The organism is Erythrobacter ramosus, from assembly GCF_009828055.1.
In the GTDB taxonomy this organism is placed as follows: domain Bacteria; phylum Pseudomonadota; class Alphaproteobacteria; order Sphingomonadales; family Sphingomonadaceae; genus Erythrobacter; species Erythrobacter ramosus.
The window spans coordinates 38,929-61,792 of the sequence record NZ_WTYB01000001.1 but is presented as its reverse complement, the minus strand read 5'-3'; the positions used below and the strand labels follow the sequence as shown (position 1 = coordinate 61,792).

Here is a 22,864-nt window from a genome sequence, read left to right as displayed (position 1 = left end):
TATCGCTATGGTTACTTTCCAAGCAATTTTTGGATCCGTCCCGGCAGGGCACAGAATTGCTGGCCCATTAACTATGGTTGGTTTGTCGTTCTGATGCCTCTCAGGAGGGCATCAGGATCGTTTCATTCTGTCGCTGAACGGCCGACCAGAGGTGCGCGAGCTCTTCGCGGGGTTCGAGATGGAGGAGGCTTCTCTCAGCTATCGCGCAAACGGTAAGGTGACTCCGGCGCGGGAGCTGATAATCTCGGGGCCATGAAGAGAGATATGGATCTGGTGCGAGACATCCTTCTCGCTGTTGAAGCTGCGCCAATGCACCTGAGGGATGCGGTCTTGATCGACGGGCGTGATCCGGAGCTTGTAAAGGGTCACACCCACCTCTTGGTGGAAGCTGGGTTGCTCAGGCAACCATTCAGCCGCTCCCATGGCTCTGCGGTCGTGTTTTCCGGCCTTACTCTAACGTGGGATGGGCACGAGTTCCTTGAGACCATTCGCGATGGGAAGATTTGGGAGAAGACCAAGAGCGGGGCCGGTCAGCTGGGTAGCTGGTCAATTGGCCTAATGGGCGAGCTCGCGAAAGGGGCTATCAGGCAAAAGGCTGCGGAGATCGGCCTCGCCCTCGGATAGGTTGAGGTGCTCCAGAAGCTCTTATCAAAAACACCAGAAGGCGTTGTCCCGCTACACCAAATGTAGCCGCAAACAACTACGCGATGATATCGGGCAGCAGCGTATCCTCGATAATCGCGATCTGGTCCCTCAGCCGCAGCTTGCGCTTCTTGAGGCGGGCGATCTGGAGCATGTCGGCTGATGCACTGACCCGTGCCGCCTCGGTCAAGGCGGCAATCGCGGCGTCGAGGTCGCGATGCTCGGTCTTGAGCAACTCAAGATTTTTCCTGAGCTCCTGCTCGGTCATGTTCGCCCCTGATCCTTCCACTTTGCCGCCGGCATGTCTGCCTGCGCCCAATGCACGGCGTGCGCTACGCGTTCCTGCGGCGATTTGGTAGATGGCAGGTGCAGATTTCACCCCGCTTTGGCGCGATCCGTCTGCGCTGCCCGTCTGCGCAGTTCGTCGCGCGCACGGGCAGGTGCACCGATTTACGATGTGTCAGGGCTTTGCAAGCTAGGCTGCCTGTGGTTTCAATGAAACCTGCGGCTCGGCCGCTTCGTTTGCCGAGTCGCCTTTCCGGGGGCATCCCCCCGCTTGGATAGGAGAACGCATAATGGCATCGACCGCAGTGTTGTCACACCTCCACGCCCTTCAGAGCAAGCATGCCGGCCTTGAAGCCCGGTTGCGCGATGAAATGGCCCGGCCCGTGCCCGACACCGCGATGATCCAGGCCCTCAAGAAGCAGAAATTGCGATTGAAGGAAGAAATTGCCGCCTGCTGAGCGGCACGGATTGTCCACCTGACGCCCCTGACGGGCGGTGTGCTGCAATCTGGGCTTTTGCATTTGTCGTGCGGAATGAATAGACCTGCACGGTGATGACCGCCGCAGCCGCCGCTCGCCAGATCCTGACCCGCCTGACCGAGGTGATGGCCTCGCGGTTGCACGCGCAGGCCAAGCTTGATCAGGTGGTCGAGATCATCGGCGAATGCCTGTCGAGCGAGGTCTGCTCGATCTACCTTTTGCGCGAAGGCATGCTGGAGCTGTTCGCGACCCGCGGCCTCAACCAGAGCGCGGTGCACGTCACCCGTATGGCCATCGGCGAAGGGCTGACCGGCGCGATTGCGCAAAAGGTCGAGACGTTGAACCTGGCCGAGGCCAAGGCCCATCCCGATTTCCAGTACCGCCCCGAAACGGGCGAGGAGAAGTTCCACTCCTTTGCCGGTGTCCCGATCGTCTACCGCGCCCGTGCGGTGGGCGTTCTGTGCGTCCAGCATGTCGAGCCGCGCCGCTACGAAGAGGTCGAGATCGAAGCGCTCCAGACCACGGCGATGGTGCTGAGCGAGCTGATCGCCAACGCCGAACTGGTCGACGAAGAAGAGGCGCGCGGGCTGACGCAGGAGCAGACCGGGCCGCAGACCTTGACCGGCCTGACGCTGGTGAAGGGGCTGGGCGCTGGCCATGCGGTCTATCACCAGCCGCGCGTTGAGATCACGCAGGTCATGGCCGAGGATACCGAGGCCGAGCGTCAGCGGGTGTACCGCGCCTTCGACAAGATGCGCGAGCAGATCGACACGCTCGCCAGCCAGGCCGAATTCGGCGCGGGTGGCGAGCATGAGGAGGTGCTCGAAACCTACAAGATGTTTGCCTACGACGAAGGATGGTCGCGGCGCATCAACGAAGCCATCGACAGCGGGTTGACCGCCGAAGCCGCAATCGAGCGTGTGCAGCAGCACACCCGGATGCGGATGCGCGAGATCGACGATGCGCTGCTCGCCGACCGGATGCACGATCTGGAGGATTTGGCGAACCGGCTGTTGCGGATCGTCGCAGGGCAGGTGGGCACCGCAGCTTCGCAAGGGCTACGGCGCGACACGATCCTGATCGCGCGCAATCTCGGCCCGGCAGAACTGCTCGAATATGACAAGCGGCGGCTGAAGGGCGTAATCCTCGAAGAAGGCTCGCTCACCGCGCATGTGGTGATCGTGGCGCGGGCGATGAACGTGCCGGTGATCGGCCGCACCAAAGCGGTGCGCGGCACGATCCGCGAAGGCGATGAAATCCTGCTTGATGCCACGGTCGGCAATGCCATCATCCGCCCGCTGCCGCAGGTTGCCGATGCGTTTCAGGCGCGGTTCGCCAAGAGCCGCGAAAAGCAGGCGGCCTATGCGAGCTTGCGCGACGTGGAGCCCTTCACCCGCTGCGGCACCCGCATTCAGGTGATGATGAACGCTGGCCTGCGCGATGACATGAGCGCGCTGGCGATGACCGGCGCGGACGGCGTCGGCCTGTTCCGCACCGAATTCCAGTTCCTCGTCTCCGCCACCCTGCCGCAGCGGGAACGTCAGTTGCGGCTTTACCGCGATGTGCTGGATGCGGCGGGTGACAAGCCGGTGATCTTCCGTACGGTCGATATCGGCGGTGACAAGTCGGTGCCCTATCTCGCATCCGAGATTGCCGCGCAGGATGAAAACCCCGCGATGGGCTGGCGCGCGCTGCGCCTTGCGCTGGAACGCGAAGGCCTGATGAAAATTCAGGCGCGCGCGCTGCTCGAGGCGGCGGGCGGACGCTCGCTCTATGTGATGTTCCCGATGGTCAGCGAACCGTGGGAGTTTGATGCGGCCAAGGCCGTGTTCGATGAACAGCTGATCTACCTGCGCGCCCAGAAGAAGCTGCTGCCCGAACGGATCCTGTTCGGCGCGATGCTCGAAGTGCCCGCGCTTGCCGAAGTGCTCGATCTGCTGCTGCCCAAGCTGAGCTTCCTGTCGATCGGCACCAACGATCTCACCCAGTTCCTGTTCGCCGCCGACCGGGCCAACCCCAAGCTGGCCGAGCGGTATGACTGGCTCAGCACCTCGATCCTCCGGTTCCTGCGGCGGGTGATGCAGAACGCTGTCGGCAGCGCGGTCGATATCGGCGTGTGCGGTGAAATGGGCGGGCGTCGGTTGGAAGCGCTGGCCTTGTTGGGCATCGGCTATCGCCGGCTTTCGATCACGCCTGCCGCCGTCGGCCCGATCAAGGAATTGGTGCGCAAGGTCGATCTTGCCGAGCTGACCGCAGCGATGACCGGCTGGCTCGCCGATCCTTCGCTGAACCTGCGCAAAGAATTGTCGGCCTGGGCCGATGCGCGCGATATCGAGTACGATTGACACCCGCCTTGCGGAGAAGCGTGCGCCATGCGCGCTGGCGTGTTATGGCGCTGCTTGACAGGACACCCCTGAGCGGGTGAGTCCCGTTCAAGGACAATTCACCAACACTCTTACACTCAACGCCTCGAGAAGAAGGCGCGGACCCGGGTCATGGACAGCGAAAATCACACCAGCGCCAGTAATGCGCCGGAATTGCCCCTTCACGGGCCGGGCGCAACCTTGCGCGCGGCGCGGGAGGCCTTGCGGCTCGACCTTTCGCAGGTCGCTGCCGAAACCCGCATCCCGCTGCGCCATCTCGAAGCGATCGAAGACGACAATTTCGGAAGCCTGCCCAGCCGCGCCTATGCGATCGGCTTTTCGCGCACTTTCGCCAAGGCAGTCGGGCTGGATCCTGCGGTCATCACCGATGCCGTGCGGGCAGAGCTCGCCGATGGATCGATGCGGCGCTCGGTCCCGTCGGGCGACATGGAGCCGGGCGATCCGGCGCGCTTGCCCTCGTCAGGGCTCGCCTGGGCTGCGGCGGCTGCGGTGCTGGTGCTGGCCATCGGCGCCTTCGCTTTCTTCAACACCTATTTCGCCGCCGGGACTGAGCCTGGCTCGCTGCTTTCCCCCGAGCCTGCGGCCAGCGCCGCAGCAGTTGCGGCCAAGCCTGCCGTATCCCCAACCCCCGCTACGAGCGGCCCGGTGGTGCTGACCGCGCTGGAGGATGGCGTCTGGGTGCGGCTGTATGAAGAAGGCGGGGAGCGACTGCTCGAACGCACGCTCAAGCAGGGCGAGGCGGTCACGGTTCCGGCTGCGGCTACCGATCCCCGAATCAACACCGGACGTCCCGATGCGCTGTCGGTGACAGTTGGCGGGCAAGCGGTCGCCAAGATTTCCGACCGGCCCGAGACGATCTCGGGCGTGCAGGTTTCGGCCGCAGCGCTGCTGGCGCGCGTGGCAGCTCCGGCGGATCAGGCCGCTGCCTTGCCGCAAGCGCGCTCGCCCGCTCCGTCCCGACCCACCACCACGCAGCGCACTGCGACAGCCAACCCGTCAGCGCCGACGGCAGAAGCTGCGGCAGCGCGGCAAACCGGTCCCGCCGCCGCCAGCAATCCCGCGCCAGCGGGCGAATCGGCGCCTTCACCGCGCGGTTAACCCTTTTCCCGTTGATTAGGCCCTGTGCCGCTCTCGACTTGAGAGCCCGCACAAGGCAGGGATTCGGAACACGTTCATGTGCGCCGCGCCAAGATGCGCGGCCATAGACAGGGAGCCTGACGCGCCATGACCCCCATCCTGCGAACCCCCGCTCTGCGCCTTGCCGGTGCGATGCTGCTTGCCGCTGGCACCGCCACGGTGGTGACCGCGCCTGCGCCCGCCTTGGCGCAGGACAGCACGGCGGACGCCCGCATCCGCAAGATCGAGGCCGAAGTGCGTGCGCTTCAGCGCAAGGTCTTCCCCGGCGGGGATGGTCGTTTCTTTGAACCGCAGATCGGCCCCGGTGGCGATCCGGCCGCGCCGACGACGACGTCTTCCACCGCTGCCCCGTCCAGCACGGCGGTGACCGATATCCTCGTGCGGCTCGACACGCTGGAGACGCAGCTGCGCGGGTTGACCGCCCGTTCTGAGGAACAGGCTAACGCGCTCTCACAGATGGAACTGCGGCTCGCCGCGCTGGAGACGGCGGCCAATATGCCGATCACCACCACGCCGCCGTCTGCCGCCACGCTCCCGGCGTTTCAGCCTGCCCCAACCAGTGCGCCTTCCACCACTCTCCCCGCCGTGCGCCCGCCGGTGCAGACCGCGCCGACGCCTGCGCCCGCAGCCAGCGTCGCCGCGCCGAGCGCTTCGCGCCTCGCTGCCGTGCAGGCGATCACGAAGCCGCAAACGGAAGACGCCGGGGATGATGAATACTCCTACGGGTTCCGCCTGTGGAGCGCCGGGTTCTTCCCCGAAGCGCGCCAGCAGCTCACCAAGTTTGTCGAACAATATCCCAGCCATCCGCGCATCAGCTTTGGCCGCAACCTGCTGGGCCGCGCGTTCCTCGACGACAATCTGCCGGATGAAGCCGCGCGCTGGTTCCTCAGGAACTATCAGGCCAACAAGGCGGGCGACCGCGCGCCGGACAGCCTGCTCTATCTCGGCAAGGCGATGATCGCGAAGAATGACACCCGCAAGGCCTGCATCGCGCTCGCCGAATTTGGTGAGACCTATCCGCTGGTCGCGACCGGTCGCTTGGCTGATGAATACAGGAACAGCCTCGCCAAGGTGAAGTGCAGCTAAGCGCCAAAGCGCCTCGGCGCTTCGCTGCCGATCTGGCAGCGCTGTGGCCTGAGGACACGCGTAGCGGCCCGCTGGGCCTCGCAGTTTCGGGCGGGCCGGATAGTCTGGCGCTGCTGCTGCTCGCGCACGAAGCCCTGCCGGGTGAGATCGCAGTGTGCAGCATCGATCACGGCTTGCGGCCCGAGGCTGCAGGCGAAGTCGCGCTGGTTGAACGGATCGCGGGGGAGCGCGGCATTCCCTTCACGCAGCTTGCCGTCACGCTCGCCCCCGGTAACCTTCAGGCGCAGGCCCGCGCCGTGCGCTACGCGGCTTTGGCGAGGTGGGCGAAGGACAAGGGACTGGGCGCGGTTGCCACGGCGCATCACGCCGATGATCAGGCCGAGACCTTGCTGATGCGCCTCAACCGGGGGAGCGGGCTGGCAGGGCTGGCAGGGGTGCGCGCCCGCTCAACCATCGCGGAGAGTGAGATCACCCTGCTGCGCCCGCTGCTAAGCTGGCGCAAGGCAGAGCTGGCCGCGATGGTTGCCGCCGCCGGGATCACGCCTGCCGCTGACCCCTCCAACACCAATCCCGCCTTCGACCGCGCCCGCTTGCGCGCACAACTGGCCGAGGCGGACTGGCTCGATCCGGTCGCGCTGGCGACCAGCGCCGCGCATCTGGCTGAAGGCTGGCAGGCGCTCGAATGGTATGCGGAACTCGACTGGCACGAAATGGTGATGCGCGATGACGCCGCGCCGGGCGGGCTGGGCTACACCTACTGCGCCAATGTCCCGCGCGTCATCGCGATCGAGACGATCTGCAAGATCATCGCCGCGCTCGGCGGCCATGCCACCCGCGCCGAGGCGGCGCGGGCATGGGATCGGCTTTGGGCAGGCGAGAACGCCTCATTGGGCGGAGTGTTGGCAGTGCCGGGGGTAGAGCGGGTGGAAAAGGTCGGCGTCCCCATGCGCGTCTGGCGGTTCCGGCCGGAGCCTGCGCGGGGCATTGTAAATTGAAAACATCCCCCGCCCCGGGCTTGACCCGGGGTCCAGCTGCCTATCGGGTGCTCGAGAAAAAGCGGGGCCCCGGATCAGGTCCGGGGCGGGGAGACAGATGGCATGGCGGGTGGAACTCGACTCCCCCCGTCCCTGCGGAGCAGGGAGGGACCTTTTCGATCACATTACCTTGTCGCCAATCCCGATCATCTTGCCGCGCGTGATGATCACTTTGTCCCCGCGCTTGGCGGCGGCGAACAGCTTGGCGGCGAATTCGTCCGGCACGCCGATGCAGCCGTGGCTGGCATAGCCGTTCATCACCGGCGAGCCGTGGATCGCGATCCCGTCCCAAGTCAGGCGCAGCGTGTGCGGCATCGGGGCGTTGTTGTACTTCTCCGAGACGTTATCCTTCTCCTTGGTCAGGATCGGGAAACTGCCGAGCGGGGTGGGGTGATCCTGCGTGCCGACCAGCACCACGGCGGTGCCGATTTCGTGCCCGTCACGAAAGGCGCTGATGACCCGAGCTTCGAGATCGACAGTGATGACCAGCTTGCCCGTGCGCGGCGCGGCGCTTTCATCCCAGAACCAGTCGCCATAGCGGATGCTGCCTTCGATCGGCAGGATCGACTTGATGACGAAAGGATCATTGCGGGTGAGAGCCGCCGGAGTGAGCGCGGGCGCGGGCGCAGGTGCGGGCGCTGCTGCGGGGAGCGGCTGTGCGACCTCATTGGCGATCATCCGCACGGCCGGGCCGCGGGGAGGCTCGGGCTTGAGTGCGGGCGCGGCCACCATCGCGGGCGCCTCGTCCGCCGTAAGGGGCGGAAGGCCAGCATAGGCTGCTGCCGCTTCGTCAGCCGAAGGCAAGTCGCTATCGGGATCGACCTGCTCGAACGTGCCGGTCGCCTCGGCCGCAACCGCCTCGGCGGCATCGCCGGTTTGACCGGCGGTGGTTTGCGCTGCCACCACACAGGGGGTTGCGACAAGAACAAGCGAGGCTGCGAGAATCCGGATCATGGGGCAGGTTATGCCCTGTCAGCCGTTAGCTTGCCAGAGGCTAACCGGTTTGCGTCCCTTGCGGGGACGGCGCGGCGGGAGGGGTTAACGGCGCCTCGGCCCGTCCGCACGAATTTCCTACTGGCCGACGCCGCGCTACGGTGCAGGCCTGATGTTTGAACCGGTCAATCACCCTGCGCGTGCGCGTGCCTTTTGGGCGGGAGGATTTTGCGTTCCTGGACAGTGTCTCATGTGTCTCCAACAACCCGGCCCCGGCCTGCTGGAGGCGGGCTGCGACTCAGCGCGCTGCGATCACCCCGAACAGGTCGTGCGCGTCGGCATCCTCGATCGTGGCTTCGACGATGTCGCCCGGTGCCAGCGTCTCCGGCACGTTGCGCAGATACACCGCCCCGTCGATCTCGGGCGCATCGGCCTGGGATCGCCCGGTCGCGCCGATATCGCCGTCTTCGTCGGGCTCGCCGATCTCGTCGATGATCACAGGCAGCGTGCGGCCGATCTTGGCGGTGAGCTTGGCGGCGCTGATGCGCTCGGTCACTTCCATGATCCGGGCGTAGCGTTCTTCCTTGATCGCTTCGGGCACCTGATCGGGCAGGGCATTGGCCGCCGCGCCTTCGACCGGCTCGAACCGGAATGCGCCGACGCGGTCAAGCTGGGCTTCCTCCAGCCAGTCGAGCAGGTACTGGAAGTCCTCCTCGGTCTCACCCGGGAAGCCGACCACGAAGGAGGAGCGAATGGCGATATCGGGGCAGATGGCGCGCCACGACTTCAGCCGTTCAAGCACCTTGGCCTCGTTCGCTGGGCGGCGCATCAGCTTCAGCACTTTGGGGCTAGCGTGCTGGAAGGGGATGTCGAGATAGGGCGTCAGCAGCCCGTCGGCCATCAGCGGGATGACCTGATCGACATGGGGGTAGGGGTAGACGTAATGGAGCCGCACCCACGGCGCATGGCCTTCCGGCGTGCGAAGGCCGCCCAGCTCGCGCGCCAGATCGGTCATGTGCGCGCGGACATCGCGACCCTTCCACTGGCGGGTCTCGTGGCGGATATCGACCCCATAGGCGCTGGTGTCCTGCGAGATGATGAGCAGTTCCTTGGTCCCCGCCGCGACCAGCTTCTCTGCCTCGCGCAGGCACGCATCGATCCGGCGGCTCGCCAGCTTGCCGCGCAGGTCCGGGATGATGCAGAAGGCGCAGGAGTGATTGCAGCCCTCGGAGATCTTGAGGTAGCTGTAATGGCGCGGGGTGAGCTTGATGTCCGGCTGCGGGATCAGGTCGATGAACGGGCCTTGGCTCGGCGGGGCATGGATATGGACCGCCTCGACCACCTGTTCGTACTGATGCGCCCCGGTAATCGCGAGCACCTGCGGGTGGGCAGCGCGGATCGCGTCGGCTTCCTCGCCCATGCAGCCGGTCACGATGACACGGCCGTTTTCGGCGATGGCCTCTCCAATCGCGGCAAGGCTTTCTTCCTTGGCGGAATCGAGGAAGCCGCAGGTGTTGACCAGCACGACGTCTGCGCCCGCATAATCCTCGGCAAAGGCATAGCCATCGGCGCGCAGGCGGGTGAGAATCCGCTCGGAATCGACGAGCGCCTTGGGGCAGCCTAGGCTGACCATGCCGATCTTCTTCTGGTCGGCCAGAACGGTGGGTGCGATGGTGGGGGCGGTGGACATAGCGGCGCGCCCCTACACTGTGTACGGGCTTTGCGCCAGAATATCCTCGCTACGCGGGGTTGACCGCCGGGCCGCGCCTCGGGCATCTGGGGAGCCATGATCGTCAAGCTCTTCACCGAACACCCGCGCGCCATTGGCGAAACCTATGGCCAGCACGCCCGCACGGCGCTCAGCTTCGGCTGTCGCATGGTGGTCGGCGGGCTGGCTTGCATGGTCCACGCGGTGGTTCCGGGCCTGTTCGTCAAGACCGCGAGCCGCACCGTCGTACAGCTCGACGCCGAGATGCGCGGCCGGAAGCCTTCGCCTGAGGCCGAGGAATTCGCTTATGTGATCTAGCGCGCGGGCGCCCTACACGCGGGCCGCGAACTAGGTTACAGGCCCCCCATGCGCATCGCGATCACCAAAGGGACGACGCAGGATCATGTCGCGGTAACGCGGGCCGACGGTTCGCGCACGCGCTTCGCCTTCACCAAGAAGGGCCCCTATCCGCACGATGCCTTCCACTTCTTCGTTGAGCGCGGCCTCGGGATGCAGGCTGGCTTCTGGGGTCTGGTTGCGCGCGGGATGGAGCCGGAAACCGTGCAGGCGATGGCCCTTGCAGGCGGTCATGCCAGCGCCGCGCGCGCAGCCGTGCCCGATCCGGAGATCGTCGAACTCATCCAGGCCGAGCGGCTGGTCGAATGCTTCGAGGCCGCCAGTTGGAGTGGCGGGGCGGATGACGCGGCAATCATGGCCATGGCGGAGCCGGCCTGGGCGACCTCGCTAGTGCCGCCGCCCGCCGGTGTGCCAGACAAGCTGGGCGACATCCGCGCCGCCCTTGATGCCTTTCTGAGCGACTGGCGGGACGTTGCCGTTAATGCGACGCTGGAACTCGAATGGCCTGAGGCCGAAGGAGATCAAAGATGAGTGATTTTGCCCTATGGCCGGTGCTGGCCGGATCGGCGGCGTGTTTTGCCGTGGGCGCTCTGTGGTACGGCGTGATCTTCGCCAAGCCGTGGCAGCGCGCGGCGGGGCTTTCGAACACGCAGCTGCGCAGCGGCAATATGGGCGTGATCTTCGCGCTGACCTTCGCTTTCGAGATGCTGATCGCGATGGTGCTGTGGCACCTGCTGGTCCGCACCGATCCGCCTGCCTTTGTGGTGATGATGATGGCGGTCGGTTTTGCAGTGGGCGTGATGATCCCGGCAATCGGGATCAACTACCTGCATCAGCGCAAGCCCTTGGCGCTTTTCCTGATTGATGCCGGGCATTTCCTCACCGGCATGGCGGCGATGGGCGGCGTGTTCGTGTGGTTTCGGGGATGAGGTCATTGAGGCGATGGATGGCCGCTTTTGGCGAACGCCGCGGCGGAGGCGAACGGCCGACGCTGGGTGGACGTTGGAATGGCGGTTCTGACGAGCCGACCGAGAAGAGTTGGAGCAGTGCCGGTTGGCATTCGGGCGCGTGCGACGCAATCGCTTGCTAATGCATAGCTAGCCGCGCACACTTCGCTCTGGCCGCGCTCCGGGGGGAAGCAACAATGAAATCTCGAACAGACCACTTGGTGCGCGTACTCGGGCTCGCGTTCGGGCTTGCCGCGGTCGTGGGCAGCGTAGTTGGGCAGGGAATTCTGCGTTCGCCCGGGGTCGTCGCGCAGTCCAGTGGGTCTCCGACAGTTTTGATCGGACTTTGGGTAGTAGGTGCCGCGCTCGCGATGCTTGCTGCACTCCCCTATGCTGAACTCGGCGCAGCGATCCCACAAGCGGGCGGACCGATCGCCTTTGCCGAACGCGCATTCGGCCGGCGCATGGTGGTTGTGACCGCGTTCACGCTCGTCCTGATGAACCTGTCTTCCGTCGCACTTCTGGCCTACGTCACCGCGGAGTTTCTCGCGCGCCTCGGAGTGGGCATGGAACTCGGCACCGGAACTGTCGCGACCATTCTGCTGGTGCTGTTCTTTGTCTCCAACGCTATTGGCACCCGCGTCAGCGGCGCAATCCAGGTGGCGCTGAGCAGTCTTAAAGGGCTGGTGCTGATCGCTCTCGTCATTGCGCTGTTCGCTCAGCCCGGAGCTCCCTCATCCGACACCGTACTGCCAGCTGTTAACGCCGGATGGTACGGCTTCGGCGCAGCGCTGCTGGTCATCTTCTCTGCGTACTCGGGGTGGGGCGACGTGGTGAATTACGGCGAAGATATCGCCGATCCTGGACGGGCCATCCCGCGCGCACTGTTCGGCGGCATCCTCGGAATTGCCGCGCTTTACTTGGCGGTCAATCTCGCGTTGCTGTATGCGCTCTCGCCGGCAGAGCTCGCGCGCTCGGACTTCGCCGCAGCCGATGCGGCTCGGGGCTTGCTTGGCTCGAACGGAGACATGGTGTTCACGCTCTTCGGGGTATTCTCGGTCGGGGCCATTACCAACCTCGGACTGATGACCTCAAGCCGCGTAGTCTTCGCAACCGCCCGCGAGGGAATATTGCCGCAGTGGTTTGCGCATGTTTCCGGGCGCGGCACGCCGCTGCGAGCCTTAGGCCTCGCAACCATCGCTTCCATGACGTTCCTGTGGTCAGATGCCTATATCGCGCTCATCGCGACGTCGGTCGCCTTGGCGCAGGGCGTGTTCGTGCTGGTGGCACTGGCCGCGATCAAGCTGCGCCGGTCCGAGCCCGATATGCTGCGTCCCTTTGCGATGCCGTTCTTTCCACTTACCGGATATCTGGTGTTGGGGTTCGATCTGCTCCTGCTCGCGGTGTTCGTGGCGCAGGACCCGTTTTATTCGCTGGTGGGACTGGTACTGGTTGCCGGTCTTTCAGCTGGTTATCTGCTGCTCGCGCACACTCGCAAAAGCGCGCCTGCGGCCATCACTGAACTTCCACCTGGGGGCTGACAATTGTCGGGGCGTACAGTCCCTCACTGATGTCCGATTAGGGTCGTCAGCCGAACGGCAGCTTTTTTCTCAAACATGGGCAAAGCGGCCCCATCAGGAAATCAACCACTCTCGCTCCCGGCGGTGGGGACGATTTCCACCACCACGTCGCCGGGCTGGAGCATCTGGCATTCGTCTTCCCAGAACCCGATCGCGCGACCGTTGCGGTAGACGCGCAGGCCCGTGCCGCCGCTCTCCAGCTGCTTGATCGACTTGCCGCATTCCGCCTCGGTCACCTCGCGCTCGACCAGCTGCACCCGCCCGCCAACACTCGCGAGATCGGCGAGGTAATCGGCGATATGCGCGCCCTTGACGCTGCCGGCCAGCAGCAGGCCGGTAAAGCGCACCGGATTGATGACATTGTTCGCGCCCGCCTGCCGTGCGAGCAATTCATTATCCTCGGCGCGCACCACAACGCTGATCGGCACTTTGGGGGCGAGGTGGCGCACGGTCAGCACCATCAGGATCGAGGTATCGTCACGCCCGGCGCTGACCAGCACGCTTTGCGCTTCGGCAATGCGGACGGACTTCAACGTCTCGTCACGGGTGGCATCGGCGGCCATGACGTTGACGCCGAGCTTCTCCGCTTCGGCCAGGCGTTCTTCGGACGGGTCGATCACCACGATGCAGCGCGGATCGACCCCGCGCTCGATCAGCTCGCCGACGCTCTGCGAGCCGGAGACGCCGAAGCCCAGCACCACCACGTGATCGGTGAGCTGTTCCTGGATGCGGGCCATGCGAAACTTCTCCCAGCTGCGCTTGATGACGAAATCGTAGGCGGCGCCCACGAAGATGAACAGGACCGCGATGCGAACGGGGGTGACAATCACCGCCTCGATCAGCCGCGCGCGGTCGGAAATCGGGGCGATGTCGCCAAAGCCCGTGGTGGTGATGCTGATCATGGTGAAATAGACGACGTCGAGGAAACTGATGACGTTGTCGTGATTGTCCTTGAGCCCGTCGCGGTCGAACCAGTGGATGGCCACCACCAACGCAATCAGCCCGAAGGCCAGTCCCGTGCGGATACCGAGATCGCCCCACACCGGGATCCGAACCTGACGGCGGAGCGGCCGGAACTGGTCGGCCAGCAGCGCCTTGCGCTTGAACGGATTGCGGCTGGGCGCCTCAGCCATCAGCCGCCGAACCGTTCGGCCAGAATGCCGATGGTCGAATAGTGCGTCAGGTCGAGCTGCAAGGGCGTGACCGCAATGTAGCCGTCCTCGATCGCTTCAAGGTCGGTGCCGTGATCCAATGTGTGCTCGATCTGGTCGAGCCCGAACCAGAAATAGCGATAGCCGCGCGGATCGCGCCCTTCGACGATGGTGCCGCGGGCGTAATCATGGAAGCCTTGGCGCACGACGCGGATGCCCTTCACGTCCTCGGGCGCGCGGGCCGGGAAGTTGACGTTGATCAGCGTGCGGTCGGCCATCGGTGCGTCGATCAGGGGCCTGAGCACCTTGGCGCCCCACTCGCGCGCGGCGCCGAACGGCACGTCATCGCCCATGCCTTCGCGGGCATAGACCTGACTGAACGCAATCGAGCGGATGCCCGCCAAGGCGCCCTCGATCGCGGCGGAGACGGTGCCGGAATAGGTGATGTCGTCCGCGAGGTTCGCGCCGCGGTTGACGCCCGAAAGGATGATATCGGGCGCATCGGGCATGACGGTGCGTAGCGCCATCATCACAGAATCAGTCGGTGTGCCGGTCACCGAAAAGCGCCGCTCGTCCAGCTTGTTCAGCCGCACGGGCCGCGTCAGCGTGAGCGAATGGCCCGCGCCGGACTGTTCTTCGGACGGGGCGCAGATCCAGATATCATCGGAGAACTGGCGCGCGATTTCTTCCAGCACCTTAAGGCCGGGGGCGTGGATGCCGTCGTCATTGGTGAGGAGGATTCTCAGAGATCTTCTCCAATCTTGTCATGCTGAACTTGTTTCAGCATCCATGTGTCTGCCAGTCGCTGTGCAGTGTTTGGGGCACCATGGACCCTGAAACAAGTTCAGGGTGACGAGGTGGGTCAGTTAGGCGAGATGACTTGGACGCCGCCCATATAGGGCCTGAGCGCCTCGGGCACGGTCACCGAGCCGTCGGCGTTCTGATAATTCTCGATGACCGCGACCAGCGTGCGCCCGACCGCGAGGCCCGAGCCGTTGAGGGTGTGGACGAACTCGGTGCGCCTCTCGCCCGCGACGCGGTAGCGGGTGCTCATGCGGCGCGCTTGGAAGTCGCCGGTGTTCGAACACGAGCTGATCTCGCGGAACGCGCCTTGGCCGGGAAGCCAGACTTCGAGGTCGTAGGTCTTACGCGCGCCGAAGCCCATGTCGCCGGTGCACAGCAGCAGCTTGCGATAGGGGAGGTTCAGCCGTTCGAGGATCGTTTCCGCCGCACGGACCATGCGCTGGTGTTCGGCCTCGCTGTCTTCAGGCCGCACGATGCTGACGAGCTCGCATTTCTCGAACTGGTGCTGGCGGATGAACCCCCGCGTATCGCGCCCCGCCGCACCTGCTTCGGAGCGGAAGCACAGGGTGAGCGCGGTGAGCCGCATCGGGAGTGCGGCCTCGTCGAGCAACTCGCCCATGACGCTGGCGGTGAGGCTGACTTCGCTGGTGGGGATGAGCCAACGGCCGTTGGTGGTGTTGAAGCTGTCCTCGGCAAACTTCGGCAGCTTGTCGGTCCCATACATGGCATCGTCGCCCACCAGCACCGGCGGGTTGCACTCCGCGTAACCATGCTCGCCGGTCTGCACATCCAGCATGAACTGTCCGAGCGCCCGGTGCAGCCGCGCCATGCCGCCGCGCAGGAAAGTGAAGCGCGCGCCTGACAGCCGGGTGCCGGTTTCGAAATCCATGCCGAGTGCAGGCGCGATGTCGGCGTGTTCCTTGGGCGTGAAGTCGAACACCCGCGCATCGCCCCAGCGCGAGACCTCGACATTGTCTTCCTCGCCGCCGCCGTCAGGCACGTCCGCGCCGGGGAGGTTGGGGATGATCTCCAGCGCCTCTTTCAGCTTCGTCGCCAGTTCATCGGCGCGGGCTTCCAATGCGGGCATCTGATCCTTGAGCGCCGCAACCTCGGCCTTGATCGCTTCGGCCCCGTCCTTGTCCCCCTTCGCCATCGCCGCGCCGATCAGCTTGGACGCCTCGTTGCGACGGCTCTGCGCGACCTGCACGGACGTGGTCGCCGCGCGGCGCTCTTCGTCCAGCGCAATCAGATGCGCGGCGAGCGAGGCCAGCCCGCGCCGGGAGAGGCCTGCGTCAAAAGCTTCGGGATTGTCTCGGATAAAGCGGATGTCGTGCATGGCGTGGCGCTATGCCCGCTTGGGAAGCCCAAGAAAAGCCGCAATCGCCATGGAACATCCCTGTGCTTCGGAGGGTTGATTGCGCAGGAGGTATCGCAAAATGATCCGTAAACTCATCGGCGCCGCGATTGGCGCAAGCGTCGCAAAGAAGCATCCGGCAGCAGGCGGGGCAACTGGCGTCGTGCTGGCGACCGCCGTTCCCTTCATCATCTCGCGAGTCAGCTTGCCCGCGATGGTGGCGCTGGGTGTCGGCGGCTATGTCGCTAAGCGCATCATGGACAAGAATACGGCGGAGCAGGCCACCAAGCCCACCCCGCCGACTGCTCCCGTCCAGCAGTAACCCAGTAATGGAGTAAGGGGCGGCGGTGGCAATTCAGAGGCCGCCGCCCCCTGGGGAAAGAGCGTTCAGAAGTTGACCTGCGCCGTGACGAACACGCGGCGCGGATCGCCGTAGAAGCCGGTCAGCGTACCTTCACGGCCCAGCGTCGGGATGAACGGCGCACCGCCAACCCCGCCAGCGACGAAGTTGTAACCGGCGACGATATATTCCTTGTCGAACAGGTTCTTGCCGTGGACCCCGATCGAGTAGAGCCCGCTGTCCGAGGTGTAGATGATGCTCGCATCGACCAGCACGAAACCGTCCTGATCGAGGAACGGGTTGGGCACTTCAAACTGGCTCGCATCCGACCTTAGCGAGGCGAGGCCAATGAAATCCATCATCCCGCCTGCCAGCGGCACACCCATGTTGAAGCCCATGTGTGCAGTGATGTCCGGCGTGTTCTGGAACACGCGCTGATCCGCTACGTCGCGGCCAAAGGCGTCGATGAAGGTGTTGAACTTGGCATCAAGTACACCGAGCGACCAGTTGACGCTGAAGCGGCTGCCTTCGCCCGCGAAGTCTTCCCCGACCAGCGCGTTGCCTTCAAATTCGATCCCGTTGACGTCTGCGCTCGCCGCGTTCGAGGTGATTCCGATGAAGCTTTCGTTCACCCCGTCATTATTGCCATCGAAGCCAACCGAGCCGGGGATCTGGACGTCCTTGTACTGCGCAAGGAAGCCCGCCAGGCTAATGTTCAATCGGTTGTCGAGAAGCGAGGCCTTCCAGCCCAGTTCGAAGCTGTCGACCGTTTCCGGATCGAAGGCGAGGAAATCGAACACCTCGTCCGCAGTGCAGGCTCCGCCGCGCGGATTGCGGCAGGCCGTGGTCTGGCCGCGCGGGTCGAAACCGCCGCCCTTGAAGCCCTGCGAATAGCTGAAATAGACATTGTTGTCGGCATTCGGCTGCCAGCTGATCGACGCGCGCGGGTTGAAGTCCTTGAAGGTCGCGCTGCCGTTGAAGTTGCTGGTGACCGCTGCGGCAACGCCGGTACCCCCGAACAGGTTGGAGAACCCGCCGAGGAAGGTGGTCCTCAGCACCGTGCTGGTGCGCTTGTCATTGGTGTAACGCCCGCCGACCGAGACGCTGATCGTGTCGCTGAGGTCATAGGTGAAGTCGCCGAAGACCGACCAGGTCTTGGTGTTCACATCGCCCAGCGTCTGCGCCGTCAATCCGTTGAGGGTGGTGAACAGCGCCACATCGAACGCGGTGAAGGCGTTGGCATCAAGGTAGTAGAAGCCCACGACGCCTGACAGGCTGTCGCTTTCATAAAGCAGCTGGAATTCCTGGCTCAGCTGATCATTGTTGTAGATCGCCGGCACGTCGAGATCGACGGCGGCAAGGCTGTCGAAGTCGATCGGGGTGGTCGATTTGTCCTCGCGGTAGCCGGTGATCGACTTGAAGGTCAGCGTGTCGCTGAGTTCGATCGCGACGTTCAGCGCCCCGCCATAAGCCTCGACTTCCTGATCGACGATGTTGAGCCCGGCGCGGGTGTCGAACACGTCGTCCAGCACGGGAGCGCCGCTGCGCAGGCCGGGGATGAAGCGGTGGCCTTGGCGCGCTTCGGAGCTGTCCTTGACGTAATCGCCCGACAGACGGACGAACACCGGCCCATTGTCGAATTCAATCGTGCCGCGTGCGGCCCAGACGTCCTTGTTGTAGTTTTCGGTTCCGAGCGTCAGATTGTCGCCAAAACCGCCGCGCGAAAGCCTTGCGCCGCTGGCGCCGATTTTGAGGTTGCTGGTGATCGGGGTCGAGGCGGTAACGATCAGGTCGGCCTGATCATAGGATCCATAGGTACCGCGGATCTTCACGCTGGTTTCGTCGGGTAGTTCCGCCGTCACATACTTGATCGCGCCGCCGATGGTATTGCGGCCATAGAGCGTGCCCTGCGGCCCGCGCAGCACTTCGATACGCTCGACATCATAGATATCGAGCACGGCGGCCTGCGGCCGGTTGAGGTAGACGTCATCGACATAGAGCCCGACGCCCGCTTCGAACCCGGCGACCGGATCTTGCTGGCCGACGCCGCGGATGAAGGCGGTGAGCGTGGTGTTGGTCCCGCGGCTGACTTCGAGCGTGATGTTGGGCACTTGCTGGGCGATTTGCGTGAGATCCTGCACGCCCTGCTTGACCAGATCATCGCCCGACAGCGCGGTGACGGACAGCGGCACGTCGATCAGGCGTTCTTCGCGGCGACGGGCCGTGACGTAGATCGTGTTGTCTTCTTCAGCTGCTGCTGCGGCTTCGGCGGCTATATCCGCAGCGCTGTCTTGCGCGGCGAGCGGCGCGGCGAAAGTGGCGACTCCAGCGCATCCGGCAAGCAGCAAAGCACGCGCGCAAAGATTAATGTTCATCGAGATGTTTCCTCTCCTGGCCCTCTTATGCTGATAGCAATATTGAAAGTTGAACCACCTTTCAAGTTTAGACTTGTGCACGAGTCTTGCGCCGCCTACCGAAAGCGTGGAGGGAGTAGCTGATGGGCAACACTCAGACAGCCAAGACAAAGGTCGAATCCGGAGTCGAAGACGCGGCCTGTGGTGACGCCAAAGTGCCGCGTACCGAGCGCGGGCGGCGGACCTTGCGCAAGCTGCTGGATGCTGCGGCGGAGGAGTTCGGCGAGAAGGGCTTCCACGAAGCTTCGGTCAGCTCGATCACGCGGCGGGCAGGCGTGGCGCTGGGGAGCTTCTACACATATTTCGACAGCAAGGACGCTCTGTTCCGCGCGCTGGTCGCCGACATGAGCGAGCAAGTCAAAAGCAGCGCACGCTCGGCGATCAGTGAGGGTATGGGCGCGCTCGAGATCGAGCGGGCGGGATTGCTCGCCTTCCTGAACTTCGCGGCCGAGCACAAGGAAGTCTACCGGATCATCGACGAGGCCGAATTCGTCGATCCGGCCAGCTACCGCGACCACTACGAAACGATCGCCGCGCGCTTTGTCGAGCGCCTGCAGGCAGGGGCAGCACGGGGCGAATTCCGCGACGGGTTGGGCGAGATCGAAGCTTGGGCGATGATGGGGATGAACGTCTTTGCAGGCCTGCGCTTTGCCGTGTGGGGCCTGGCCGACAAGTCGCCTGAGGAGGTCGCGGCGGGCGTCAATCGGCTGCTCGCTGAAGGGCTGCTGCGGCGGTAGAGTCGGGTGATCCGGCGAGCGTGGAGTTGCGCGCTTAAAATGCGAACGATTCTTATTTGCATTCCTTATTGACTCGCATTAGCAATAATAACATCAAGCTGGGGTTCCTTCACTCCCCCAGCAGGATGCCCTTCGCGTGTACTTTATCAACAGACTTGCCCTGACCACCGCCCCCCTCGCCCTGCTCGCAGTACCCGCTGCGGCCGAGGATCTCACATCCGAAGCAGAGGCTGAAGCGCAGCAGCAAACCGGGCGGATCACGGTCACCGCGACCCGCACTCCGGTGTTGCAGGAGGAGGCGCCCGCCACCGTCACGATCATCACTGATCAGGAAATCGCCGACCAACTTGCGACCGACATCAAGGACTTGGTCCGGTTCGAACCCGGCGTCTCCGTCCGTCGCGCGCCCGCCCGCTTCGGCGCGGCTATCGGGGCGACAGGGCGCGCGCGCAACGAAGGCTTCACCGTGCGCGGGATCGGCGGCAACCGGGTGCTGGTCCAGGTCGACGGTATCCGCGCGCCGCAGGGCTTCAGCTTCGGCCCGCAGGACGCCGGACGCGGCGGGTTTGCCGATGTTAGCTTAGTCAAGCAGGTCGAAATCCTACGTGGCCCGGCCTCGGCGCTCTACGGCTCGGATGGGCTGGCGGGCGCGATCAGCTTCGTCACCCCCGATCCGGTCGATATCATCGCGGGCGCCAGCATCGGCGGCTTCGTTACCTCGCAATACTCGAGTGACGACAATGAATTTGCCCAGACCGCCACGCTGGCCGGGCAGACCGGCAACTGGTCGGCGATGGTGGCCTATACCCGGCGCGACTTCGCCGAACTGGACAATCAAGGCACGATCAAAGGCACCGGCCCCACCCGCACCGCGCCCAACCCACAGGATGGGCGCAGCGATGCGATGCTCGCCAAGCTGGTGTGGGACAACGGCCCGTATCGCATACGCCTGACGGGCGAACATCTGGATAGTGCGGTGGAGACGCAGGTGCTGACCGGCATCGGCCCGGCTTTCACCTTTGGCCCCAATCCCGTGTGGACCGTGGACGCCCTCAACGCCCGCGACACGACCGAGCGGTTGCGCGCCTCGCTCGACTGGACCTATGACGGTTCGCCCGAGGACCCAATCGAATATGCCTTCCTCTCAGCCTATTGGCAGGACGCCGAAGACCGGCAGTTCGCGCTTGAGGAGCGGACCACGCTCACTGCGACCCCCGCCCCGGATCGTGAGCGGCTCAATACCTTCGAAAACCGCGTTTACGGCGCGGCGGGCGAGGTGCGCTCAGGCTTCGACCTCGGCGGCATGGCGCACCGCGTCGCAATCGGCGGCGATGTCAGCTGGACCCGGCAAGAGGGACTGCGCAGCGGCACGGTGCCGGGGCGGGGCGAGACGTTCCCGACCCGGGCCTTCCCGGCAACCGATTTCACGCTGGGCGGGTTGTTCGTCGCCGACGAGATCGGTCTGCTCGATGGCGCGGTGACGCTGTTCCCGGCGCTGCGGTTCGACTTCTACGATCTCAACCCGACTGAAGACCCGCTGCTGCCGACCTTCACCGCCTCAGGCCAAAGCGACAGTCGTCTCTCCCCCAAGCTGGGCGTCACCGTAAAACTCGCGCCTGATGTGATCCTGTTCGGCAATTACGCGCAAGGCTTCCTCGCGCCGACGCCAAGCCAGGTGAACAACTTCTTCGAATTCGTCGCGGGCGGCTACACCTCGATCCCCAACCCCGATCTGCGGCCCGAGACCAGCGAAAGCTGGGAGGTCGGAGCGCGTTATGTGGGCGAGGTGTTTTCGTTCCAGCTGACCGGCTTCAAGGGCGATTACGACAACTTCATCAACCAGCAGGTGGTCAGCGGCAGCTTCACCCCGCAGGATCCGGCGATCTTCCAGTTCGTCAATTTCGACGCCGTGGAGATCGAAGGGCTGGAAGCGCGGGGTGAGGTGAAGCTGGACAGCGGCTGGAACGCGCGGGTCGCGCTGGCCTATGCCAATGGCGATGTGAATGCGCCCGATGGCAGCCGCGCGCCGCTCGACACCATTGATCCGTTCAACATGAACGCAGGCGTGGGCTACCGCGCGCCTTCGGGCCGGTTCGGGGGAGAGCTGATCCTCACCCACAATGCCCGTAAGGGCGCCAATGAGCTGGAGCGCGCGGCCAATGGCGACGATCTGTTCGGGCGTCCCGATGCGTCCACCATCCTCGATCTCACCGCCTTCTACGCCGTGACCGAGCGGCTGAAGCTGCGCGCCGGCCTCTTCAACCTGACGGACGAGACCTACGCCCTGTGGTCCGATGTGCGCGGCCTCAGCGTCGCGGACGCGGGCATCGCCGATGCCTTCACCCGGCCGGGCCGCAACCTCAGCCTTTCGGCCAGCTACCGCTTCTGAACCTGAATGGAGGACCCCATGAACCGACTGACCAAAACCCTGTTTGCATCCGGGATCGCCGCGCTCGCGCTGGCTGGTGCCCCCGCCCCGGCGCTCGCCGATGGCCCGATTGTCCAGACCGCCGAAGCCGCCAAGGCTGCTTTCGAGGAAGACCGCCAGACCATCCTTGCGATGGCGGGTGACTTCAAAGTCACCTTCGACATGCAGGAATCGACCCCGTGGCTGGAGGGCTACGCGCCCTTGGAGCGCAAGATTTCCGGCGGATACGAAAGCGTCCGCGTGATTGAGGATACCGGCGCTCGCATCGTGCTCCAGCACCTGTTGGTGACGGGGGACGAGGCCAATCCCTATGTCGTCAAGCACTGGCGGCAGGACTGGGAATTTCAGCCTGAAAAGATCCTCGCCTTCACCGGCGGTGACACCTGGGAATTGACCGCCGTGCCGGAAAAGATGCGCGCCGGGCGCTGGTCGCAGACGGTGTATCAGGTCGATGACAGCCCACGTTATGCTGGGTGGGGCGAATGGGAGACGACACAGGGCATCCGCCGCTGGCGTTCCAACTGGACGGCCCGCCCGCTCGCCCGGCGCGATGCGATCCGCAATCCGGTCTACGACCATTACATGGGCATCAACCGCCACCAGCTGACCCCGAACGGGTGGATCCATTGGCAGGACAACACCAAGATGGTGACCCCCAAGGACGGCGGCGAGGCCGCGCCGGTAGTGCAGGAATATGTCCTCAACACCTACGAGCGCTTCAATGGCTACAACGTGGCCGCGGCAGAAACCTATTGGGCCAAGACCAAGGGATATTGGGACGCCGTGCGGGAGAAGTGGGAGGCAGTGGCCGAAGCCAATGGCGGCATCCGCATCGCACAAGAAGCCAGCGCCGGCACCACCATCGCCAATGAACTGATGCTGCTCGCCGACGCAATCAAGGACGGCAAGCAGACCCCCGAAGCCGCGAGCGCCAAGGCGCTGGCGCTGATCGAGGAAGGCACGTCCCGCAAGGGCGGCTAAGCGTCCCCAAATCCTCGGTGCCCCTGCCGGCGGGAAGCTGTGTCCTCGCTTCCCGCCGGCCTTCTTGCTGGGTGGCGGCCCAA

General features: G+C 64.7%; 21 protein-coding genes. 14 read left to right on the top strand and 7 right to left on the bottom strand.

Annotation, left to right across the window (positions count from 1 at the left end; genetic code table 11):
- Window positions 1-252 precede the first annotated feature (252 nt).
- Window positions 253-624, top strand: a complete 372-nt coding sequence (locus GRI59_RS16025) for a DUF2513 domain-containing protein (protein WP_160759235.1) — start codon at window positions 253-255, stop codon at window positions 622-624.
- A 76-nt stretch (window positions 625-700) separates the two neighbouring features.
- On the opposite strand, the gene GRI59_RS00300 is transcribed toward GRI59_RS16025, so the two are convergent.
- A complete protein-coding gene (locus GRI59_RS00300) occupies window positions 701-910 on the bottom strand; it encodes a DUF465 domain-containing protein (protein ID WP_160759234.1) in 210 nt (69 codons plus the stop codon).
- Window positions 911-1,217: 307 nt separating this feature from the next.
- On the opposite strand from GRI59_RS00300, the gene GRI59_RS00295 reads away from it, so the two are divergent.
- The 5 genes from GRI59_RS00295 (at window position 1,218) to tilS (ending at window position 7,008) form a co-directional block, all read left to right on the top strand.
- Window positions 1,218-1,385 (top strand): YdcH family protein, encoded by a 168-nt coding sequence (locus GRI59_RS00295; protein WP_160759233.1) that lies wholly within the window; start codon window positions 1,218-1,220, stop codon window positions 1,383-1,385.
- A 95-nt stretch (window positions 1,386-1,480) separates the two neighbouring features.
- A complete protein-coding gene (gene ptsP, locus GRI59_RS00290; protein ID WP_160759232.1) occupies window positions 1,481-3,751 on the top strand; it encodes a phosphoenolpyruvate--protein phosphotransferase in 2,271 nt (756 codons plus the stop codon).
- Window positions 3,752-3,901: 150 nt separating this feature from the next.
- Window positions 3,902-4,888 carry a helix-turn-helix domain-containing protein gene (locus GRI59_RS00285; RefSeq protein WP_160759231.1) on the top strand — a complete coding sequence of 329 codons (987 nt, stop codon included), beginning with the start codon at window positions 3,902-3,904 and terminating at the stop codon, window positions 4,886-4,888.
- Window positions 4,889-5,014: 126 nt separating this feature from the next.
- A complete protein-coding gene (locus GRI59_RS00280) occupies window positions 5,015-6,013 on the top strand; it encodes a tetratricopeptide repeat protein (RefSeq protein WP_160759230.1) in 999 nt (332 codons plus the stop codon).
- Entirely contained in the window at window positions 6,004-7,008 is a 1,005-nt protein-coding gene (gene tilS / locus GRI59_RS00275; protein WP_160759229.1) for a tRNA lysidine(34) synthetase TilS, read from the top strand. The genes GRI59_RS00280 and tilS overlap by 10 nt, the downstream gene beginning before the upstream one ends.
- A 159-nt stretch (window positions 7,009-7,167) precedes the next feature.
- Here the strand turns inward: tilS and GRI59_RS00270 are convergent, their stop codons facing one another.
- Entirely contained in the window at window positions 7,168-8,001 is an 834-nt protein-coding gene (locus tag GRI59_RS00270) for a L,D-transpeptidase family protein (protein ID WP_160759228.1), read from the bottom strand.
- Between the two features lie 277 nt (window positions 8,002-8,278).
- On the bottom strand, window positions 8,279-9,670 hold the full coding sequence (rimO, locus tag GRI59_RS00265) for a 30S ribosomal protein S12 methylthiotransferase RimO (protein WP_160759227.1): 1,392 nt from the start codon (window positions 9,668-9,670) through the stop codon (window positions 8,279-8,281).
- A gap of 96 nt (window positions 9,671-9,766) precedes the next feature.
- Between rimO and GRI59_RS00260 the strand changes: the two genes are divergently transcribed.
- The 4 genes from GRI59_RS00260 to GRI59_RS00245 all read left to right on the top strand — a co-directional run bounded on the left by GRI59_RS00260 (window position 9,767) and on the right by GRI59_RS00245 (window position 12,533).
- Window positions 9,767-10,006 carry a DUF6356 family protein gene (locus GRI59_RS00260; protein ID WP_160759226.1) on the top strand — a complete coding sequence of 80 codons (240 nt, stop codon included), beginning with the start codon at window positions 9,767-9,769 and terminating at the stop codon, window positions 10,004-10,006.
- Window positions 10,007-10,054: 48 nt separating this feature from the next.
- Entirely contained in the window at window positions 10,055-10,576 is a 522-nt protein-coding gene (locus tag GRI59_RS00255) for a hypothetical protein (protein ID WP_160759225.1), read from the top strand.
- On the top strand, window positions 10,573-10,974 hold the full coding sequence (locus GRI59_RS00250) for a DUF1761 domain-containing protein (protein WP_160759224.1): 402 nt from the start codon (window positions 10,573-10,575) through the stop codon (window positions 10,972-10,974). The genes GRI59_RS00255 and GRI59_RS00250 overlap by 4 nt, the downstream gene beginning before the upstream one ends.
- A 215-nt stretch (window positions 10,975-11,189) precedes the next feature.
- Window positions 11,190-12,533 (top strand): APC family permease, encoded by a 1,344-nt coding sequence (locus GRI59_RS00245; RefSeq protein WP_160759223.1) that lies wholly within the window; start codon window positions 11,190-11,192, stop codon window positions 12,531-12,533.
- 101 nt (window positions 12,534-12,634) lie between these two features.
- Here GRI59_RS00245 and GRI59_RS00240 read toward each other — a convergent pair whose 3' ends face one another.
- From GRI59_RS00240 to serS, 3 genes are all read right to left on the bottom strand, one after another.
- Entirely contained in the window at window positions 12,635-13,705 is a 1,071-nt protein-coding gene (locus GRI59_RS00240; protein WP_160759222.1) for a potassium channel family protein, read from the bottom strand.
- On the bottom strand, window positions 13,705-14,469 hold the full coding sequence (gene surE / locus GRI59_RS00235; RefSeq protein ID WP_160760345.1) for a 5'/3'-nucleotidase SurE: 765 nt from the start codon (window positions 14,467-14,469) through the stop codon (window positions 13,705-13,707). The genes GRI59_RS00240 and surE overlap by 1 nt, the downstream gene beginning before the upstream one ends.
- Before the next feature lie 116 nt (window positions 14,470-14,585).
- On the bottom strand, window positions 14,586-15,863 hold the full coding sequence (gene serS / locus GRI59_RS00230) for a serine--tRNA ligase (RefSeq protein WP_160759221.1): 1,278 nt from the start codon (window positions 15,861-15,863) through the stop codon (window positions 14,586-14,588).
- 100 nt (window positions 15,864-15,963) lie between these two features.
- On the opposite strand from serS, the gene GRI59_RS00225 reads away from it, so the two are divergent.
- Window positions 15,964-16,203 carry a hypothetical protein gene (locus GRI59_RS00225; RefSeq protein ID WP_160759220.1) on the top strand — a complete coding sequence of 80 codons (240 nt, stop codon included), beginning with the start codon at window positions 15,964-15,966 and terminating at the stop codon, window positions 16,201-16,203.
- 65 nt (window positions 16,204-16,268) lie between these two features.
- Here the strand turns inward: GRI59_RS00225 and GRI59_RS00220 are convergent, their stop codons facing one another.
- Window positions 16,269-18,596, bottom strand: coding sequence for a TonB-dependent receptor (locus tag GRI59_RS00220; protein WP_160759219.1), 2,328 nt, complete (start codon window positions 18,594-18,596; stop codon window positions 16,269-16,271).
- Between the two features lie 122 nt (window positions 18,597-18,718).
- Here GRI59_RS00220 and GRI59_RS00215 point away from each other — a divergent pair, with 122 nt between their 5' ends.
- The 3 genes from GRI59_RS00215 (at window position 18,719) to GRI59_RS00205 (ending at window position 22,781) form a co-directional block, all read left to right on the top strand.
- On the top strand, window positions 18,719-19,372 hold the full coding sequence (locus GRI59_RS00215) for a TetR/AcrR family transcriptional regulator (protein WP_160759218.1): 654 nt from the start codon (window positions 18,719-18,721) through the stop codon (window positions 19,370-19,372).
- 136 nt (window positions 19,373-19,508) lie between these two features.
- Entirely contained in the window at window positions 19,509-21,761 is a 2,253-nt protein-coding gene (locus tag GRI59_RS00210; RefSeq protein ID WP_337190204.1) for a TonB-dependent hemoglobin/transferrin/lactoferrin family receptor, read from the top strand.
- 18 nt (window positions 21,762-21,779) lie between these two features.
- Window positions 21,780-22,781: a DUF6607 family protein gene (locus GRI59_RS00205; RefSeq protein ID WP_160759217.1), complete on the top strand. Its 1,002-nt coding sequence runs from the start codon at window positions 21,780-21,782 to the stop codon at window positions 22,779-22,781.
- Window positions 22,782-22,864: the final 83 nt, after the last annotated feature.

What these genes read in the sequence shown, in the direction of transcription:
- GRI59_RS16025 (WP_160759235.1), top strand. Translation starts at nt 253, where the DNA reads ATGAAGAGAGATATGGATCTGGTGCGAGACATCCTTCTCGCTGTTGAA.
- GRI59_RS00300 (WP_160759234.1), bottom strand. Translation starts at nt 910, where the DNA reads ATGACCGAGCAGGAGCTCAGGAAAAATCTTGAGTTGCTCAAGACCGAG.
- GRI59_RS00295 (WP_160759233.1), top strand. Translation starts at nt 1,218, where the DNA reads ATGGCATCGACCGCAGTGTTGTCACACCTCCACGCCCTTCAGAGCAAG.
- ptsP (WP_160759232.1), top strand. Translation starts at nt 1,481, where the DNA reads ATGACCGCCGCAGCCGCCGCTCGCCAGATCCTGACCCGCCTGACCGAG.
- GRI59_RS00285 (WP_160759231.1), top strand. Translation starts at nt 3,902, where the DNA reads ATGGACAGCGAAAATCACACCAGCGCCAGTAATGCGCCGGAATTGCCC.
- GRI59_RS00280 (WP_160759230.1), top strand. Translation starts at nt 5,015, where the DNA reads ATGACCCCCATCCTGCGAACCCCCGCTCTGCGCCTTGCCGGTGCGATG.
- GRI59_RS00270 (WP_160759228.1), bottom strand. Translation starts at nt 8,001, where the DNA reads ATGATCCGGATTCTCGCAGCCTCGCTTGTTCTTGTCGCAACCCCCTGT.
- rimO (WP_160759227.1), bottom strand. Translation starts at nt 9,670, where the DNA reads ATGTCCACCGCCCCCACCATCGCACCCACCGTTCTGGCCGACCAGAAG.
- GRI59_RS00260 (WP_160759226.1), top strand. Translation starts at nt 9,767, where the DNA reads ATGATCGTCAAGCTCTTCACCGAACACCCGCGCGCCATTGGCGAAACC.
- GRI59_RS00255 (WP_160759225.1), top strand. Translation starts at nt 10,055, where the DNA reads ATGCGCATCGCGATCACCAAAGGGACGACGCAGGATCATGTCGCGGTA.
- GRI59_RS00250 (WP_160759224.1), top strand. Translation starts at nt 10,573, where the DNA reads ATGAGTGATTTTGCCCTATGGCCGGTGCTGGCCGGATCGGCGGCGTGT.
- GRI59_RS00245 (WP_160759223.1), top strand. Translation starts at nt 11,190, where the DNA reads ATGAAATCTCGAACAGACCACTTGGTGCGCGTACTCGGGCTCGCGTTC.
- GRI59_RS00240 (WP_160759222.1), bottom strand. Translation starts at nt 13,705, where the DNA reads ATGGCTGAGGCGCCCAGCCGCAATCCGTTCAAGCGCAAGGCGCTGCTG.
- serS (WP_160759221.1), bottom strand. Translation starts at nt 15,863, where the DNA reads ATGCACGACATCCGCTTTATCCGAGACAATCCCGAAGCTTTTGACGCA.
- GRI59_RS00225 (WP_160759220.1), top strand. Translation starts at nt 15,964, where the DNA reads ATGATCCGTAAACTCATCGGCGCCGCGATTGGCGCAAGCGTCGCAAAG.
- GRI59_RS00220 (WP_160759219.1), bottom strand. Translation starts at nt 18,596, where the DNA reads ATGAACATTAATCTTTGCGCGCGTGCTTTGCTGCTTGCCGGATGCGCT.
- GRI59_RS00215 (WP_160759218.1), top strand. Translation starts at nt 18,719, where the DNA reads ATGGGCAACACTCAGACAGCCAAGACAAAGGTCGAATCCGGAGTCGAA.
- GRI59_RS00205 (WP_160759217.1), top strand. Translation starts at nt 21,780, where the DNA reads ATGAACCGACTGACCAAAACCCTGTTTGCATCCGGGATCGCCGCGCTC.